Annotated in this window: 12 protein-coding genes and 1 tRNA gene; 10 read left to right on the top strand and 3 right to left on the bottom strand. The window is 71.4% G+C overall.

All coding sequences use genetic code 11. The features are described from left to right. Positions 1 to 38: 38 nt before the first annotated feature. Positions 39 to 1373 carry a D-arabinono-1,4-lactone oxidase gene (locus CT688_RS09750; RefSeq protein ID WP_107756738.1) on the bottom strand — a complete coding sequence of 445 codons (1335 nt, stop codon included), beginning with the start codon at positions 1371 to 1373 and terminating at the stop codon, positions 39 to 41. Between the two features lie 130 nt (positions 1374 to 1503). Between CT688_RS09750 and CT688_RS09745 the strand changes: the two genes are divergently transcribed. From CT688_RS09745 to CT688_RS09725, 5 genes are read left to right on the top strand one after another with little or no spacing between them, the layout of a single operon-like run. Continuing rightward, on the top strand, positions 1504 to 2142 hold the full coding sequence (locus CT688_RS09745) for a TetR/AcrR family transcriptional regulator (RefSeq protein WP_107756737.1): 639 nt from the start codon (positions 1504 to 1506) through the stop codon (positions 2140 to 2142). Between the two features lie 36 nt (positions 2143 to 2178). Further along, a complete protein-coding gene (locus CT688_RS09740; RefSeq protein ID WP_107758126.1) occupies positions 2179 to 3363 on the top strand; it encodes an alanine racemase in 1185 nt (394 codons plus the stop codon). Further along, positions 3360 to 4694: a M20/M25/M40 family metallo-hydrolase gene (locus tag CT688_RS09735; RefSeq protein WP_107756736.1), complete on the top strand. Its 1335-nt coding sequence runs from the start codon at positions 3360 to 3362 to the stop codon at positions 4692 to 4694. The genes CT688_RS09740 and CT688_RS09735 overlap by 4 nt, the downstream gene beginning before the upstream one ends. After that, positions 4691 to 5971 carry an MFS transporter gene (locus tag CT688_RS09730; RefSeq protein WP_231750277.1) on the top strand — a complete coding sequence of 427 codons (1281 nt, stop codon included), beginning with the start codon at positions 4691 to 4693 and terminating at the stop codon, positions 5969 to 5971. Before CT688_RS09735 ends, CT688_RS09730 begins: the two co-directional genes overlap by 4 nt. A 13-nt stretch (positions 5972 to 5984) precedes the next feature. Continuing rightward, positions 5985 to 8018, top strand: coding sequence for a DEAD/DEAH box helicase (locus CT688_RS09725; RefSeq protein WP_197431400.1), 2034 nt, complete (start codon positions 5985 to 5987; stop codon positions 8016 to 8018). A 46-nt stretch (positions 8019 to 8064) separates the two neighbouring features. Here CT688_RS09725 and CT688_RS09720 read toward each other — a convergent pair whose 3' ends face one another. Next, complete coding sequence (locus CT688_RS09720; RefSeq protein ID WP_107756734.1) at positions 8065 to 8826, bottom strand: HNH endonuclease family protein; 762 nt, start codon at positions 8824 to 8826, stop codon at positions 8065 to 8067. A 183-nt stretch (positions 8827 to 9009) separates the two neighbouring features. On the opposite strand from CT688_RS09720, the gene CT688_RS09715 reads away from it, so the two are divergent. From CT688_RS09715 to CT688_RS09695, 5 genes are all read left to right on the top strand, one after another. Further along, positions 9010 to 11940 carry a DEAD/DEAH box helicase gene (locus CT688_RS09715; RefSeq protein ID WP_107756733.1) on the top strand — a complete coding sequence of 977 codons (2931 nt, stop codon included), beginning with the start codon at positions 9010 to 9012 and terminating at the stop codon, positions 11938 to 11940. Then, positions 11937 to 12713 carry a hypothetical protein gene (locus CT688_RS09710; protein WP_231750276.1) on the top strand — a complete coding sequence of 259 codons (777 nt, stop codon included), beginning with the start codon at positions 11937 to 11939 and terminating at the stop codon, positions 12711 to 12713. Before CT688_RS09715 ends, CT688_RS09710 begins: the two co-directional genes overlap by 4 nt. A 61-nt stretch (positions 12714 to 12774) precedes the next feature. Continuing rightward, positions 12775 to 13962 carry a metallophosphoesterase gene (locus CT688_RS09705; protein ID WP_107756732.1) on the top strand — a complete coding sequence of 396 codons (1188 nt, stop codon included), beginning with the start codon at positions 12775 to 12777 and terminating at the stop codon, positions 13960 to 13962. Next, positions 13959 to 16601, top strand: coding sequence for an ATP-binding protein (locus tag CT688_RS18010; RefSeq protein WP_107756731.1), 2643 nt, complete (start codon positions 13959 to 13961; stop codon positions 16599 to 16601). The genes CT688_RS09705 and CT688_RS18010 overlap by 4 nt, the downstream gene beginning before the upstream one ends. 75 nt (positions 16602 to 16676) lie before the next feature. Further along, complete coding sequence (locus CT688_RS09695) at positions 16677 to 17156, top strand: MarR family winged helix-turn-helix transcriptional regulator (protein WP_107756730.1); 480 nt, start codon at positions 16677 to 16679, stop codon at positions 17154 to 17156. Between the two features lie 94 nt (positions 17157 to 17250). Here the strand turns inward: CT688_RS09695 and CT688_RS09690 are convergent. Next, a tRNA-Arg gene (locus tag CT688_RS09690) sits at positions 17251 to 17326 on the bottom strand. Between the last annotated feature and the right edge of the window lie 28 nt (positions 17327 to 17354).

Genomic DNA, 17354 nt, shown 5'->3' with positions numbered 1-17354 from the left:
GTCACCCCACGGTACGGAGATTCAGGTGGTCCCGCCTCCTACGGCAGGACCTGTTCGGTGTACTGGTTCGCGAACATTCTGTCCGGGTCGAGTCGGTCGCGTACCGAGACGAAGTCGTCGAAGTGAGGGACGGTGGCCGAGAGGTCGGCGGCGGTCCTAGTGTGCATCTTGCCCCAGTGGGGCCGACCGTCCGCCGCGAGGAAGATCTCCTCGGCCGACCGGAAGAGTTCGGTGTGGTCCATCTGGTGGAACTGGTGGACCGCGACGTAGCAGACATCCCGCCGGTAGGCGGTCGACAACCACACGTCATCCGCCGCGGCGAACCGCACCTCGACGGGGAACGGCGTGACGACGCCGGTGCGGTCGATCATGTCGCGCAGGTCACCGAGCACGCCGGTGGCCGCGGCCACCGGCACCGCGTACTCCATCTCGCGGAAGCGCACCCGCCGCGGGGAGGCGAAGACCCGGTAACTGCGATCGGTGTACGCGCGGGCCGACATCGCGCGTGCGGCGACGCGGTTGAGTCGGGGGGTCAGCGTCGGCCGGCGTGCGGCCGTCCGGCACAGCGCACCGAAGGCCTCGTTGGACAGGAACTCGTCGGCGACCAGCTCGCGGATGCGGCCGAGCGGACGCAGGTCCGCGTCACCCGGCAACCTGGTGTTGCGTCTGACGGTGACGGCATCGGTGTGCGGGAACCAGAAGAACTCCGCGTGGTCGGCGGAGCTCGCGAAGCCCTCGAGATCGGCGAGTGCGGCCGTGAGGGTCCAGGGGTGTTCCTCGGCGCTCAGTGCGAACGCCGGCACGCAGTGAATGGTCAACTTGGTGATGATCCCGATCGCTCCGATCCCGAGGCGGGCCGCCTCGAACACGTCGGGATCCGCCTCGCGCGAACAGTCCAGGACGGAGCCGTCCGCCGTGACGATCTGCAGTCCGACCACGGTGGCCGGCAGGCCGACGGCGGTGCGGCCCGTGCCGTGGGTGCCCGTGGACACCGCGCCCGCCAGCGATTGCTCGGCGAAGTCGCCGAGGTTCGGCTGGGCGAGCCCGAGGTCCCAGAGCAGAGGGCCGAGCCGGTGGAGTCGGGTACCCGCCCAGACGGTCACGTCCGCCCCGTCGACGTTCCCCTCGGGATCGCGGGTCGGGACGATCGACTCGATCCCCGTCAGGTCGTCGAGCGAGATCAGCACCCCGTCGGTCGCCGCGGCGGGGGTGAAGGAGTGTCCGGCACCCACGCACTTGACCCTGGAGCCGCGCTCGGCGGCCGCGGTCACGACCCCGGTGACCTCGGCGACCGTCGTGGGGTCGGACCGGCCCGACGGCGAGGCGAGAACGTTTCCGGCCCAGTTGTGCCACCGCGTGGTCGAGGTCGTCATGGGTGCAGAGGCTACCTCCCGGGGCGGGTCCCGGGGCCGATCTGGACAAGAGACCAGATGCAGGTTCGGTCGCAGGTCGGGCGTGAGGTGTAGTGCGCCCGTCGCCTCGTCGTCGTCGTACCATGGACGAGTGACCAGACGCCTGCCATCCGATCAGCGCCGAGCGCAGCTCCTCCGGGCCGCCCTCGAGATCGCCGAACACTACGGGCTCGGAGCGGTGACCGTCCGCGGTGTCGCGGAGCGCGCCGGCGTCTCCCTGGGAGTGGTGCACTACTGCTACACCGACAAGGAGGAACTCCTCCGCGAGGTGATCGGTGCGGTCAACTCGGAGGTCCACCAGGCGGCCAGGGCGTTCATCAACGTCGACTTCGACTCGGGCGCCCTCGGCAGGGAGGGGCTGCGCCGGAGGCTCTACGAGGCCATCGACCTGATCTGGGCCGTCATCTCCGCCTCTCCGGACCGTCAGCTCCTCACCTACGAGATCGTCTCCTACTCGCTGCGCACACACGGGTCACCGGAGATCGGTCTGGCCCGTCATCAGCAGGAGTCTAACGAGGAGATCATCCGGTCCGTCCTCGAGCGGACCGCACAGTCCGCGGGTATGCGCTGGGGCATGGGACTCGACGAGATGGTCGGTGTCGTCGAGGCCACGGTCGCGGGGATCGGGTTGCGCTGGCAGATCTGCCGGGATGACGACGAGGCGATCGCTCTCCTCCACCGGGCGGTCGACCTCGTGGTCGCGGACGCGCACCCGATCGACGGCGACTAGGTCGACCCGGTGAGGGTAGAGGGGGTGACCGGGACCATGTCCGGACGCGCGAGCGACGCCGTGGAGGCGGTCGACGTCGCCACCACCGGGCTCGACGCACCGCTCGCGGCGCTCCACCTGCCCACCCTGCGGACGAACCTCGCCGATCTCCGGCGCCGGGCGGGCGGGACACGGATCCGCATCGCCAGCAAGTCCGTGAGGTCGCGCGGTGTGCTCGAGGAGGTCCTGGGCCCGGGGCTCCGCGGCGACGAGTCGGTGCGCGGGATCATGGCCTACTCGCTCGCGGAGGCCCTGTGGCTCGTCGAGGCGGGCTGTCGAGACGTCCTGCTCGGGTACCCCTCGGTCGACCGTGGCGCGCTCGGTCGGCTGGGCGCGGATCCGGCCGCGCTCGGGGCGGTGACGCTGATGGTCGACGACGAACGCCATCTGGAGATCGCCCGGGAGTCGGGTGCGGGCGGCGCGAGGGTGTGTGTCGACGTGGACGCCTCGCTCCGGTTGGGGCCGCTCCACCTGGGTGTGAGGCGGTCCCCGCTGCGGAGTCCGGTCGACGTGGAGCCTCTCGTCCGTCGCGCCGTCGACATGGGCTTCAGGGTGGTCGGCGCGATGTTCTACGAGGCGCAGGTCGCCGGCGTCCCCGACGACGTCCGGGGCGTGGGACTGGTCAAGCGCCTGTCCATGCGCCGTCTCCTGGGAGTGCGTCACGCGGTCGCCGACGTGATCGCCGGGCTCACCGGCGAGCGGCCGGAGATCGTTAACTCGGGCGGATCCGGTTCGATCGCCGAGAGCGCAGCGGACCCGGCGGTCACCGAGGTGACCGCCGGATCCGGTCTCTTCGTCCCCGGGCTGTTCGACCACTATCGGTCGTTCACCCCTCGCCCCTCGCTGTTCTACGCCCTGCCCGCCGTCCGCACCCCGGCGCGCGGCCTGACGACGTTCCTCTACGGCGGGTACGTGGCCTCCGGGGCGCCGGGGCCGGACCGGCTGCCGGTCCCCGCCCTCCCCACGGGGTTGCGCTACCTCGGCAGGGAGGGCGCCGGCGAGGTGCAGACCCCGGTTCGGGGGGACGTGGCGATCGGGGACCGCGCCTGGTGGCGTCACGCGAAGGCAGGCGAGGTCTGCGAGCGGTTCGACACGCTCCACGTGGTGGACGACACTGCACAGGGGTCCGCGGTGGTGGACCGCTGGCCCACCTACCGTGGGGAAGGGAAGTGCTTCGGATGACGGACACCATGCCGATGACCGACGAGATGCGGGCCCTCCTGCACTCCGAGGCCGTCTCGATCACCGCCGACCTCGTCTCCATCGACTCGACCAACACCGGCGACCCCGCCTCGATCGGTGACGGCGAGACCCGCGTGTGCCGACGGATCGCCGAGTACCTGGACGAGGTGGGCATCCCGAGTGAACTGGTGGAGTCCGTGCCCGGCCGCGGCAGTCTGTTCGCCCGGGTGGACGGGTCCGATGCCGCCGCCGGAGGCCTCGTGGTGCACGGCCACGTCGACGTCGTGCCCGCCGTCGCCGAGGACTGGTCGGTCCCGCCGTTCGCGGGGGAGATCCGTGACGGCTGGCTCTACGGCCGGGGAACCGTCGACATGAAGAACATGATCGGCATGATCCTGGCCGTCGTGCGCCACTACCGCCGGGAGGGGATCGTGCCGCGCAGACCCCTGTTACTCGCCTTCTTCGCCGACGAAGAGGCCGCGGGGACGATGGGGGCACAGTGGGTGGTACGCGAACGCCCCGAGATCTTCGACGGAATGACCCACGCGCTCAGCGAGGTCGGCGGGTGGTCCGTCCCGGTGTCCGGACGTCGGCTCTACCCGATCGCGGTCGCCGAGAAGGGCGTCGCCTGGGCTCGGGTGAGCGCGAAGGGCGCCGCCGCCCACGCGTCCCGTCCGACCCTCGACAACGCCGTCGCCGCGATCGCCGGTGCCGTACACCGGGTCGCGAGCCGCCACTTCCCCGTCGCACCGACGGAGGCCAACACCGCCCTCGCCTCCGCGGTCGGTGAGCTCGCCGGGACGAGTGGCGACGTCGCGGACCTGCCCGCGCACCTCGGCGTGCTCGGGCATTTCGGCCCGTTGGTGGAGGCGTCGCTCTCGCACACCGCGTCGCCGACCATCCTGTCCGCCGGGTACAAGACCAACGTCATCCCCTCCGAGGCGTTCGCTGAGATCGACTGTCGCGTACTGCCCGGGGGAGAGGAGACCTTCCGCGCTGAGATCGAGGCCGAGCTCGGGCCCGACGTCGCGGTCGACTGGATCTGGCAACCGCCGATCGCCGCGCCCGCGGACGATCCGCTGGTCTCCGTCATCCGTGAGGCGGTCCTGGCGTCCGACCCCGGAGCCCTTGTCGTCCCGTACCTCCTGCCGGCCAGCACGGACAACAAGCACCTCGCTCCTCTGGGGATCCACGGGTACGGTTTCGTCCCGCTGAGGGTCCCGGACGAGTTCGACGTCTTCGGCCATTTCCACGCCGTCGACGAGAGGGTCCCCGTCGACGCCCTGCACTTCGGCGCGGACGTCCTCGCCCGGGTGCTCCGGTCGGCGTGAGAGGACCGTTCTCCGGAAGGCGTCGGACCGCGCAACCGCGGACCCCGTTACCCGCGGATGTGTGGGTGCTGGTCGCCGCCGCGTTCGCCGTGGCGGTCGGCTACGGTCTCGTCGCCCCCGTGCTCCCGCAATACGCGCGGAGCTTCGACGTCTCGGTGACCGCCGCGTCGGTGGTCGTGAGCGCCTTCGCCTTCTTCCGTCTGGTGTTCGCCCCCGCCGGTGGGTTCCTCGTGGACCGCCTGGGCGAACGCTGGGTCTACATGTCGGGCCTGCTCATCGTCGTCGTGTCGACTCTGGCCACCGGTATGGCCCAGTCCTACTGGCAGTTGCTGGTGTTCCGGGGGCTCGGGGGGCTCGGGTCGACGATGTTCACCATCTCGGCCATGGCGCTGCTCACCCGCCTCTCACCCCCCGGCGCCAGGGGACGTATCGCCGGTCTGTACGCCACCGCGTTCCTGATCGGCAACATCGGCGGGCCGGTTCTCGGCGGGTTGCTCGCCGGGTTCGGCATGCGGGTGCCGTTCTTCGTCTACTCCGTCACCCTGCTCGTCGCGACCGGGGTGGTGGCGGTGTTCCTGCGAGGAGGGCGCCGGCCCTCGGCGGACGACGGGATGCCCGAGCAGGAGGCGCTCCCGGTGCGGGAGGCTCTACGCGACAGCGGATACCGCGCCGCGCTCGTGTCCAGCTTCGCCAACGGGTGGAGTTCCTTCGGCGTGCGCGTGGCGATCGTCCCACTCTTCGCCGCCGCGAACTTCGACGCCGGCGCCGGTGTCGCCGGCACCGCGCTGGCCTCCTTCGCCGTGGGCACCGCGGCCGTCGTCTCGGTGGCGGGGTGGTTGTCGGACAGGTACGGACGACGACCACTGGTGATCGGTGGACTGGTGGTCTCCGGGGTGTCAACGCTGGCGCTGGGCTGGTGCGATACGGTTCCCCTCCTCGTGGCGGCCTCGGTCGTGGCGGGAATGGGCGCGGGGGTGCTCAATCCCGCGCAGCAGGCCTCCGTCGCGGACGTGATCGGTGCGGATCGCGCAGGGGGTAAGGTTCTCGCGACCTTCCAGATGGCGAGTGATTCCGGAGCGATCCTCGGTCCGGTGCTGGTGGGCCTCGTCGTGGACGGGTTCGGCTACACCGCCGGATTCGTGCTCTCCGGGGCGCTGCTCCTCGCCGCGGTGGTGCCGTGGGTGTTCGCCAGAGAGACGCATGAGCGCCTCGGCCGGGACGGCGACGGGGGAGTGACCAGCGCCGCGGTGTCGCGGACGGGGTCGTCGACGCCGTAGCATGAGTCTTCTCATGAGCAACGACAACGAGGACCGTACCGCCACTGCCGGCGACGAGGTCGAGACCGCCGCCAGCGCCCCAGACACCACCGAGCCCGCAGCAGAGCCCGTGGCCGAGCCCGCCGCAGAGCCCGCGGCCGAGCCCGCCGCCGAGCCCGTGGCCGAGCCCGCCGGCGAGCCCGCGTCGAGCGGAGGCGCCTCGGGGAAGCGCGCCCCGGCCGCGGAGACCGCCGCGGAGAACGCGGGCGACGACGCCGTCACGTTCGCCGACATGGGGCTCGACCCGGCCGTCGCCAAGGCGGTCAAGGACGTCGGGTACGAGGTCCCCTCGGGCATCCAGGCGGCCATCATCCCGCTGGTGATGGAGGGCCGCGACGTCGTGGGGTTGGCGCAGACCGGAACCGGCAAGACCGCGGCCTTCGCGCTGCCGATCCTCTCCCTCATCGACCCGTCGGTCAAGAGCCCGCAGGCGCTCGTGCTGGCCCCCACCCGCGAGCTCGCGCTGCAGGTCGCCGAGGCGTGCATCACCTATTCCGCCAACATGCCTCAGGTCAGCGTCCTGCCGATCTACGGTGGGCAGGCCTACGGGATCCAGCTCTCCGGTCTGCGGCGGGGGGCACAGATCATCGTGGGGACGCCCGGTCGGGTGATCGATCACCTGAAGAAGGGCACGCTCGACCTGTCGGGCCTGCGTCATCTCGTCCTCGACGAGGCCGACGAGATGCTCGCGATGGGCTTCCAGGAGGATGTCGAACGGATCCTCTCGGACACCCCGCAGTCCACCCAGGTCGCGCTGTTCTCGGCCACGATGCCGGCTGCCATCCGCCGGATCTCCCAGAAGTACCTCACCGACGCGGCCGAGGTGAAGGTCGCCTCGAAGACGGCCACGGCGCCGACCATCCAGCAGCGTTATGTGCTGGTGAACCACCGCGACAAACTCGACGCGCTGACGCGGATCTTCGAGGTCGAGGACTTCGACGCGATGATCCTGTTCGTCCGCACCAAATCGGCCACGGAGGAGCTGGCGGAACGTCTGCGGGCCCGTGGGTTCTCCGCGGCACCGATCAACGGCGACATCCCCCAGAACCTTCGCGAGCGGACCATCGAGGCGCTCAAGGACGGTCGGACCGACATCCTGGTGGCCACGGACGTCGCAGCGCGTGGTCTGGACGTGCCCCGGATCAGCCACGTGGTCAACTACGACATCCCGCATGACACGGAGTCGTACGTCCACCGGATCGGCCGCACGGGCCGCGCGGGTCGCAGTGGCCAGGCGCTGCTGTTCGTCACCCCGCGGGAACGCCGGTTGCTCTCGCAGATCGAGCGGGCCACCAGGCAGCCGCTGACGGAGATCCAGCTGCCGAGCGTGGACGACGTCAACGAGATGCGCATGGCCAAGTTCGCCCAGTCGATCACGGAGAGCCTGAACGACCCGAACCTGGCGATGTTCCGCCGCCTCGTGGAGGAGTACGCCGCCGAACACTCGGTCTCGATGGCCGACATCGCCGCCGCCCTCGCCACCCAGTCCAGGAACTCCGCCGACTTCCTCATGCGGGAGCCCGAGCGGCCGGCCCGGCGTGATCGGCAGGACGATCGCCGCGACCCCCGGCGGGACGACCGGCGCGAGCGCCCCGGGCGCGGCTTCTCGGACGGGCCCCGCCCCTCGCGGTCCGGCAAGGACATGGCGCAGTACCGGATCGCCGTGGGCAAGCGGAACAACGTCAAGCCCGGATCGATCATGGGCGCGCTGGCCAACGAAGCCGGACTCAGCGGGGGCGATATCGGGCGCATCTCGATCCGTTTCGACCACTCGATCGTCGAACTCCCCGCGGGTCTGTCCCGTGACCAGATCGACTCGATGCGCGGAATCCGGGTCTCCGGTACGGAGATCGACATCCGTCCGGACTCCGGCCCGCCCGCCGGTCGCCCGTCCGCCACGAGGGACGACCGCGGGGGCCGCCCCCGCGGTGGGGATCGCGGTGGCCGCGACGACCGCCGCGGAGGCGGGTTCCGTGGCCGCTCGGGCGGCGGATCGGACAGGTACTGACCGCACCCGATCCGACCCGGGAGGGCCTGCCGTCGACCTCCCGCCGTCACCCGCCGCGGGGGCAGCGGCGCACCGCCGCTGCCAACGCCTCCCGGTCCCCTGCGGTCACCGGCAGGCCGTAGGCGACCGCCGCCGTGAGGTAGCGGGCCGCGTAGAAGCAGTGCCTGCCGGGGTCGGGTGGAAGCCAGTCCTCCGGTGTCCAGTCGCTCTTGCGGCTGTTGACGGATCCGGTGACGGCGAGGAGGTTGCGCTCGACATCGTTGGCGAACGCCGCCCGCCGTCCGGGAGACCAGTCCCAGGCCCCCAGGTCCCACGCAGCGGAGAGAGGGAACACGTGGTCCACGTGGATCCCCCGGAGACCGGATGCGCTCACGTCCATCACCCGGCCGGTGTAGGGATCCACCAGTGTCCCCCCGTCGACCGAGCACCCCGAGGCGGGGTCCGCCGTGGTGCCCCCCAGGTCACGGGCCAACACGTCGTGACGCGTCGAGCAGCCGTTCCCCGAGTACGGCGCTCCCGTCGAGTCGCTCCAGGCCGGCCCGAACACGCACGCGGACGCGCCGGAGCAGTCGCGCTCATAGCCGGGCACCGTGATCCGTTCGGGAACCACGTCGACGTGGGTGAGAAGGGCCTCGAGGGCCTGTCTGCCCGGACTCCCGGGCGCCGAGTGCCTGGGTTCCGCCCACCACAGGACCACGCAGAGCGACGCCGCGACCGCCATTGTGAGACCGAGCGCTCTCACGCCGAGCGGTGGGATGATCCGCCCGTGGCCCCCGGGGCGGCGTCGGATGGGGTGATGGTCGGTCACGGGGTGAGTATGTGTGCCCGCCCGGCCCCGGGGGTCGCCCGTCGGTGGCCGGCACCCCGGGCCTGTGGAGGCCGCGACCGGGTGTGGAATGGCGGCGTTGCCAGAAGTGGCCGGACGCCCGGTCCCGTGCGGGACCGTCCCCGCGCCCGGGGGAATGTCGGACGAACGTGCTTACATGGCGACGTGACCCCGACCGCCGATCCCCGTCTCCACGCCGTCTGGCACTCCGGGGTCGTGGGGTTGTGGTGCGACACGGGCCTGCGGCGGCCGCACTCGGTGGCGCCGGCCGCCGCCGTCACGGCCGTCGCCCGGGCCGGCGCCCCGAATGAGGTGGTGGAGTTCCTCGGGAGGTATCGGCTGTCCCACCGCATCGGGGTCCGTGCGATCGTGGACGGGAAGGCCAGATCGGCGACGGTGCCCGGGGTCCGGGTGTCCGTCGGCGACGCTGTCGACCTCTGCCGCCTCCTCAGATCGGAGGACCGGTGGGTGGGGGCCGGACTGCAGGCACTGGCCGCTCTGTCCTCGGGCGTCGCGTCCCTCGTGGCCGCGGGCCACGCTGTCCCCCGTCTCACCCGCCTCGACGGAGCGTGGGACGCCACCTGGGATCTCGTCGCATCGCCGGTCATCGGGGCCTGGACCACCGAGAGCCTGCACCGGAGTCACGGGTTGGTCGCCACCCGGGAGGAACTGGTCCGGCTCCTGTCGGAGTTGACGGATCATCACGCCCGCGCGGCACTGGCTCCCCTCGCGGCCGACCGGCGCAGCGAACTCGGCGAGGCGTTGGTCGGGGGTGGTCAGGTGGCCTCGGCCGGGCAGGCACTGGCCGATGCGGTCCGCGAGTTCGGTCGCGCGGCTGCGGCGAAGGACGTGGACGTGGTCTTCCGCGTGGTCGAACCGTCCGACGACGACACGGCGGGCGGGGGCACTGTGGACGGGGACACGGTGGACGGGGACACGGTGGACGGCGCCACCGTCGGGGGTCGCGCGGAGGAGTCCTCGGACGTCGGCGTCGTCTGGCGGTTCCAGGTGCTCGTCCGGACGGGCGCGGATTCGCTCCGTCCGTTCTCCGATCTCGCCGACACCTCCTCGGTGGACGGGCCCGTACGTGATGTGGTGGCGCGGGCGGTCCGCTCGTGGCCGCCGCTGTCCCGCGCCACCCAGGCGGCCGGCGCTCCCGATCTGCTGCTCCCGACCGACCTCGTGGTCGACCTGGTCGACGAGGGCGTCGAGGCGCTCCGTGGCCGTGGGATCGAGGTCCTCCTCCCGAGATCCTGGACGAGGGTCAGAACCGCGGTGAGGGCGACCGTCACGGAGCCCGGGACCGAGTCGGTGGACTCGGGGCACCGACTCGGGCTCGAACAGCTGGCGGATGTGGACTGGGAGCTGGTGGTCGACGACAGCCCGCTGGACGCCACCGAGGCCCGGATGCTGCTCGACGCCGCCTCGGATCTGGTCAAGCTCCGTGGACAGTGGGTCCGCGCCGATCCCGGCGCGCTCCGACGGGCGGCTCGCTTCCTCGCGGCCAGGCGAGGTCAGAGGACGACAGCCCCGGCTCTCGTCGCGGCACTGATGTCCGACGAGGCGGAGGGCGTCGAGGTCGAGGCGCCCACCACCCTCGACTGGATCCCCTCGTCGTCGTCGCCGATCGCGCTGCCGGAGTGGTTCCGGGCCTCCCTGCGGCCGTATCAACTGGACGGCGTCAGGTGGCTCGCGGCCCTCTCGCGGGCCGGCACCGGCGCGGTCCTGGCCGACGACATGGGGCTCGGCAAGACGATGCAGGTCCTCGCGCTCACGGCGACCGAACACGCGACCGGGGGGTCCGGTCCCACCCTGGTGGTCGCGCCCCTGACCCTGGTGTCCACGTGGGAGCGTGAGGCCTCGAGGTTCGCCCCGGAGCTCCGGGTCCACGTCCACCATGGTCAGGGACGCGGCCGGGGGGAGGGCGCCGCCGCGCGGATGACGGACTCGGATCTCGTCCTGACCTCCTATGGAACGGCCACCCGGGACGTCGACCTGCTGTCCGGGGTGGAGTGGCGACGCGTGGTCGCCGACGAGGCCCAGACCGTCAAGAACCCGGCGACCGCGGTGTCCCGCGCGATCCGCTCCATCCCCGCCCGGCACCGGATCGCGCTCACCGGGACCCCGGTGGAGAACAGGTTGGACGAACTGCGGGCGGTGTTCGACTTCGCCAACCCCGGGTTGCTCGGGTCGGCCAGCACCTTCCGCGCCCGGTTCGCGGTCCCCATCGAATCGCACAGAGACGAGGCCGCGGCCACCCGGTTGCGCGCCCTGGCGGCCCCGTTCGTCCTGCGTCGGCTCAAGTCGGACCCGGCCGTGGCCGCGGATCTCCCGGCCAAGCAACACATCAGGGTCGACGCCCCCCTGACCCGTGAGCAGGCGACGCTGTACCAGGCGGTCGTCGAGGACATGATGGAGCAGGTCAGGGAGTCTGAGGGAGCGTCCCGCAAGGGTGCGATCCTGTCCGGTCTCACCGCGCTCAAGCAGGTCTGCAACCATCCTTCGCACTATCTCGGGGACGGGTCCTCGCTGCTGCGGGGTGGGCGACACCGGTCCGGCAAACTGGCGGCACTGGACGAGGTCCTCACCGAGATCCTCGACGCGGGGGAGAAGGTCCTGTTGTTCACCCAGTACCGGGCTTTCGGGGACCTCATCCTCCCGCTGCTCGAGCGTCGCGCGGCGACAGGGGTGCCCTTCCTCCACGGGGGCGTCACCGCAGGCGGTCGGGCGTCGATGGTCGAGGTGTTCCAGAGCCCGCAGGGGCCGCCGCTGATGCTCGCGTCACTCCGGGCGGGCGGGACCGGGCTCACGCTGACGGAGGCCAACCACGTGGTGCATCTGGACCGGTGGTGGAACCCCGCCGTGGAGAACCAGGCGACCGACCGGGTGCACCGGATCGGTCAGACCCGTCCGGTACAGATCCGGACCCTCGTGGCCCCGGGGACGGTCGAGGACCGCATCGACGAGCTGCTCGAATCCAAACGCGAGCTGGCGGATCTGACACTGGGGCCCCTCGCGGGCGTGCTCACCGACCTCACCGATGCGGACCTCGCCTCTCTCGTCGCGCTGACAGGCGAGGGGAGGGACGACGAGTGAGCCGGCGGGGTGCGGGCGGGGGGGTGGGCATCCCCACCAGGTCGAGGGCCGGCGCGTTCGGGACGCACATGTGGAGTCGCCGGTGGTCCTCGGACATCGAGTCCGGTGCGACCCGCGGCGAGGTGTCCCTCGGCCGCAGGGATGCGCGCGAGGGACGGGTGCTCTCGCTCGAGCACTCGGGCCGGATCGTGCGATGCGACGTCGACGGAAGCCAAGCGGACCCGTTCACGGTGGAGTTCGAGTTCTCCCCGCTCGACACCACGGACACCGAGGCTCTGCGGGTGGCGCTCCGGGGCGAGGACGGGGGAGTTCTGCGCGCGCTCGCCGGTGAGTTCTCCGACACCGTCGGGTTCCTGCTGCTCCCGGCGGTCCACGGTGCCACCCGGTTCACGTGCCGCTGTCCGGTACAACCCGGCCCCTGCCGGCATGTCCTGTCCGCCGCTTACGTCCTGGTGGAGTGGTGGGACGCCACACCCGAGGTGATGTTCGCGCTCCGGGGACTGAGCGCCGAGGCGGTCGGCGCGGTGCTGGGAGGGCACGCCGAGGGGGACACCGGCGCGATCGCGTTCGATGTGGAGGACGGCCTGTGGGGGCGTGATCCGCTGCTCCCCGCGCTTCCCACACCGGCCCCGGCAGGTCTCGAGGACCTGCTCGACGCGCCGGTCACCAGGAGACTCGCCGCCGCGGCGACCGGGGACCCGCTCGAGCAGTTGCGTGTGGTGGCCGACCTCGAGGACTTCCTCGATGCCTTCACCCGGTACCGGTACCCGTGATCGGCGCACCCGGGGTGCATCCCGAGGAGACCGTGTCGGAGCGTCGACCTACGATGCGGCCATGGACAGGCGACGGGGCGGCGGCATGATCCGATTCCTTCATTCGGCGGACTGGCAGTTGGGGATGACCCGGCGATTTCTCGGTACGGAGTCGCAGGCGGTGTACACCGCGGACCGTCTCGCCGCGGTGGCGTCGCTGGGGGATCTGGCCGTCGAGCACGGCGCCGAGTTCGTCGTCGTCGCCGGTGACGCGTTCGAGGACAACGCGGTCCCCCGCTCGATCGTGCTCCGTGCCGCGGAGGTTCTCGCCGCCTTCCCCGTGCCGGTGCTGATCCTTCCCGGAAACCACGACCCGCTCGACGTCTCCTCGGTCCTGCGGTGTCGGGACTTCTCATCGGCGGTGGAGGGCGGGGCCGTCACCGTCCTCTGCGACTCCGACCCCGTCGAGGTGCGTCCCGGAATCGAGGTGGTGGGGGTCCCGTGGACCTCGAAACGCCCGGATCCCGCCCGGCTTCCCGCTCTTCTCGGCGACCTCGAACCGACGGACAACCTGAGAGTGCTCGTCGCACACGGCGGTACCGATGAGGTCTACGGCGGAGACTCACCGTCCGTCGAGGCCATCCGCGTCGCGGACCTCGAGGCCGCCGTCGGGTCGGGTCTGGTCGACTACGTGGCGCTCGGCGACAGGCATTCCGTCACCCGTGTAGGGGCAGGCGACCGGATCTGGTACCCGGGCAGCCCGGAGACCACGGCCTTCGATGATGTGGAGAAGGCGTCCGGTCATGCACTCCTCGTCGAGCTCGGGGCGGAGGGGTCGACCGGTGGCACGGGCAGTTGCCTGGTCACACCGGTGCGGACCGGGCGATGGTCGTTTCTCGCGATCACCGCGGAAATCGAGACCGACTCGGACCTCGACGCGCTCGCCGAGGGCATCGATGCCGTACGGGACAAACCCAGGACGGTCCTCAAACTGGGTCTCACCGGGACCGTGGACGTGGCCCTGCGCGCCAGGATCGACGATCTCCTAGAGACGTGGGCGGAATTGTTCGCGGCGGCCTACTTGCGGGAGCGGCTCACGCATCTCGTGGTCCGCGCCGGCGACTCGGACTTCGCCGGGATGGTCGACGGTTACGCCGAGCGTGCCGTGCAGGACCTCGTGGGGTTGGCGGCTTCGGACGGATCGGACTCCGAGGACGCGGGCAACGCTCTCAGTCTGCTTCACCGGCTCGTGGACGGAGGCAACCGATGATCCTGCACCGACTCCGTGTCGAGGACTTCCGTGGGGTGGCCCGGGAGGAGGTGCAGGTGCCCCCTCGCGGTGTGTTCGTGATCGAGGGCCCCAACGAGTCCGGGAAGACGAGCCTCATGGACGCGCTGGAGATGCTCCTCGAACACAAGGCGTCCTCCGGGCGGGCGGAGATCAAGGCGGCCAGCCCGGTGGGCCGTGACGTTCCGGTGGTGGTGGAGGCGGAATTCACCGTGGACCGCGAGCGGATGCGGTACCGCAAGGAGTTCGTCCGCGGAAAGCGCACCACGCTCGAGTTCCCCGAGTCGGCGAAGGTGGCACTGACGGGCGACGACGCCCACGACTACGTGCGGGACGTCCTCGACCGCAGGGTCGACAGGTCTCTGTGGAGGGCTCTCCGCATCGCCCAGGACGAACCCATCGGCCAGGTGGAGGCGGGCAAGGGGATGGAGTCGCTGAGGCGAGCCCTGGACGCCGCAGCCGGTGGCGCCGATCCCACCGGCGACGACACCCTGCTCACGCGGGTCGCCGAGGAGCGTCACCGCTATCTCACGGCGCGACGGGGAGAACCGACCGGTGACCTCGCGCGGTCCGAGACCAGGCTCACCGACGCACGGTCCGCCCTGGCCGAGGCCAGGGCGAGACTGGCCGAGCTCGATGCCGCGGTGACCGAACACGCCCACCACTCTGCCGTCCACGCCAGCCGTCGTTCCTCCCTCGAGGCCGTCGAGCTGGAGGTGGCGCGATTGGAGGAGTCGGGACGGTCGGTGGACCGGTTGCGGGAGGCACTGAGAGCTGCGGAGGCCGAGGTCGACCGCGCCGCGGCCGCGTACGATGCGGCGACCCGGCTCCAGCGGGAGCGCGCGAGCCTCATCGCGCTCCGCGGGGAGGCGGTGATCCGGGAAACCGAGCTGCGCGATGCCACCGAGGATGCGGCGCGGCGACTGGAGCCGGCCGAGAGCAGGGCGAGCGAGGCGCGAGCAGCCCTGGAGGCGGCCGAGGAACGGGTCACCAGAGCTCGCAGACTGGCCGACGCGGATCGGGACGCTCGCGAGCAGGCTCGGCGTCGCGCGGACCTGTCGGGCCTCGATTCTCTTCTCGAGACCCTCGGTTCTGTCGGGCGGGAGCTCGCCGCTACCGAGGCAGAGCTCGCGGCCATCGACCTCCCCGGCGGCACCGTCGACCGGATCCGCGCCGCGGAGGCATCCTTACGCGAAGCCGTGGTCCGGAGCGCGGCCAGCGCCCCGACGGTGACAGTTGCCGGCGAGGGGACGGCCCGCATCGGCGAGGAGACGATCGATGCGTCCGTGGGCTGGGAGCGCGAGATCGTCGAGGACACCGTGTTCCGGGTGGGAACGGTGTCGCTGACCGTCGTCCCCGCCGGGGACACCGACGCCGTCCGCCGCGCGGAGTCGACGGCCAGGGCCCGCCTCGACGAGCTACTGCGCGACTGCGGCTGCGCTTCGCTCGCCGAGGCGGAGACGCGCGAACGACGGGCCGAGGGATTCCGGGCCGACCTCGCGGCGCACCGGCGACGCAGGGCCGACCTGCTCAACGGGGACACCCCCGAAGACCTGGCCCGACGTCGGGAGGCCCTCGCCGCGGCGGTGGCGTCTCATGAGGATGCGCCCGCGGACTCGACCGACGGCCCCACAGGCGCCGGCGAACCGGGCGACGGTGGTTCACCGGATCCGGTCGCGGAGGCGGCAACGGCGGAGGAGGAACTGAGCAGGTGTCGCGCGGAGGACCGGTCCGCGGCTGCTGAGGCCCAGACCCTGAGGACCGACCTCGCCACCCGGGGTGCGTTGGCCGCGGAGGCCGCGGAGCGGCGCCGGGATTCCGAGGAGGCACTCGCCGCCGCGCGGGCCGTCACGCCCGACGACGAGCTCGAAGCCGACACGGACAGGACCGGACGGGAGGCGGATGCCCGACGCGAGGCCGCGCGGGAGGCGCGAGCGCGGTTGGACGAGGCTCTCGCCGAGGCACCCCCGGAACTCCTCGACAACGCACGGGCCTCGCTGGCCGCGCTCGTCGCTGAGGAACGGGAGAGTGCGTCGGCGGTGGCCACCGCGCTCGGTCGGGTCAACGCCATCAGTGACCAGGGGCGGCTCGGAGACGTCGCGGTGGCCGAGCGTGAGGTCGACGCCGCGGAGAGGGAGAACGCCGCGTTGTGGCGCAGGGCGCGCGCGGCCGACCTCCTCCACCGAACCCTCGAACGGCGTCGGTCCGAGGCGCTCCGGGCATACCAGGAGCCGTTCCACCGCGCGGTGGTCGAGCTCGGTCGACTTGTCTACGGGCCCGATTTCGACGTTCGGCTGGGGGAGGACCTCACCATTCTCAGTCGGAGGATCGGGGACGTCTCCGTGGATTACGCCTCCCTGTCAGGTGGGGCCAGGGAGCAGCTGGCGGTGATCGTGCGGATCGCCTGCGCCCGGCTCGTCGGAGACAACGGAGTCCCGGTGTTTCTCGATGACACCATGGGTTACACGGATCCGTCCCGGCGCCTCACGATGGGAGCGGTCATCGCCGCGGCGGCGTCGACCTCTCAGGTCATCGTCCTCACCTGCGACCGCTCACGATTCGCGGGTGTCGGTGGCGCGCGTACCCACGTGATGCGGGGGGCGGGATCGGCCACCGAGTGAGAGCGGTGAACTTCGGCCGACGCTGGACCGGTGGCTGCAGGTCCGGGCGGTGGGTGGTCGTGCTGTAATAGCCCCATGAGCGAGACACGCTGGTTGACCGACGAAGAGCAGTGCATGTGGCGCCGGTACAGGGAAGTCAATCAGTTGCTCGACCTCGCGATCGAACGCCAGCTCCAGCGCGACGCGTCGATGTCCCAGTCCGACTACGCGGTGTTGGTCAGTCTCAGCGAGGCGGACGGGCGGGGTCTGCGCGCCCGGGACCTGGGAGCTGCTCTGGGGTGGGATCGCAGCCGCGTGTCACATCAGGTCCGGCGGATGGAAGCCCGGGGACTGGTCGCCAAGGGCGAATGCGCCGAGGACGGCCGGGGCACGATCGTCACCCTGACCGCCGCCGGAGCGGAGGCGATCGCCCGGGTGGCCCCGATGCACGTGGAGAAGGTCCGGGAGCTTCTCATCGACGTTCTCACGAAGGACGAGATCGGCACACTGACCGGAATCTTCGAGCGGGTGGTCGCACGCATCGGTGAGGTCGACGGGATCACCCTGCCCCGCTGAGCAGGCTACGCCGACCCCGCCGATCGGGTAGCCGGTGGACGCCGGTTCGAACAGAGAGCGGGGCCCGGGCTGATATGCCCGGGCCCCGCTGTCGTGGTGCCCCCGAGAGGAATCGAACCTCTGACCTTTGGTACCGGAAACCAACGCTCTATCCCCTGAGCTACGAGGGCGGGATACCGGCCCCACGGGGCCGGAGGC

Source organism: Dietzia sp. JS16-p6b (assembly GCF_003052165.1).
Lineage (GTDB): Bacteria > Actinomycetota > Actinomycetes > Mycobacteriales > Mycobacteriaceae > Dietzia.
Note: the sequence above shows the minus strand (reverse complement) of the source record. Positions and strands in the feature narration are given on the sequence as shown.

What these genes read in the sequence shown, in the direction of transcription:
- CT688_RS09695 (WP_107756730.1), top strand. Translation starts at nt 16,677, where the DNA reads ATGAGCGAGACACGCTGGTTGACCGACGAAGAGCAGTGCATGTGGCGC.
- CT688_RS09740 (WP_107758126.1), top strand. Translation starts at nt 2,179, where the DNA reads ATGTCCGGACGCGCGAGCGACGCCGTGGAGGCGGTCGACGTCGCCACC.
- CT688_RS09725 (WP_197431400.1), top strand. Translation starts at nt 5,985, where the DNA reads ATGAGCAACGACAACGAGGACCGTACCGCCACTGCCGGCGACGAGGTC.
- CT688_RS09750 (WP_107756738.1), bottom strand. Translation starts at nt 1,373, where the DNA reads ATGACGACCTCGACCACGCGGTGGCACAACTGGGCCGGAAACGTTCTC.
- CT688_RS18010 (WP_107756731.1), top strand. Translation starts at nt 13,959, where the DNA reads ATGATCCTGCACCGACTCCGTGTCGAGGACTTCCGTGGGGTGGCCCGG.
- CT688_RS09705 (WP_107756732.1), top strand. Translation starts at nt 12,775, where the DNA reads ATGGACAGGCGACGGGGCGGCGGCATGATCCGATTCCTTCATTCGGCG.
- CT688_RS09735 (WP_107756736.1), top strand. Translation starts at nt 3,360, where the DNA reads ATGACGGACACCATGCCGATGACCGACGAGATGCGGGCCCTCCTGCAC.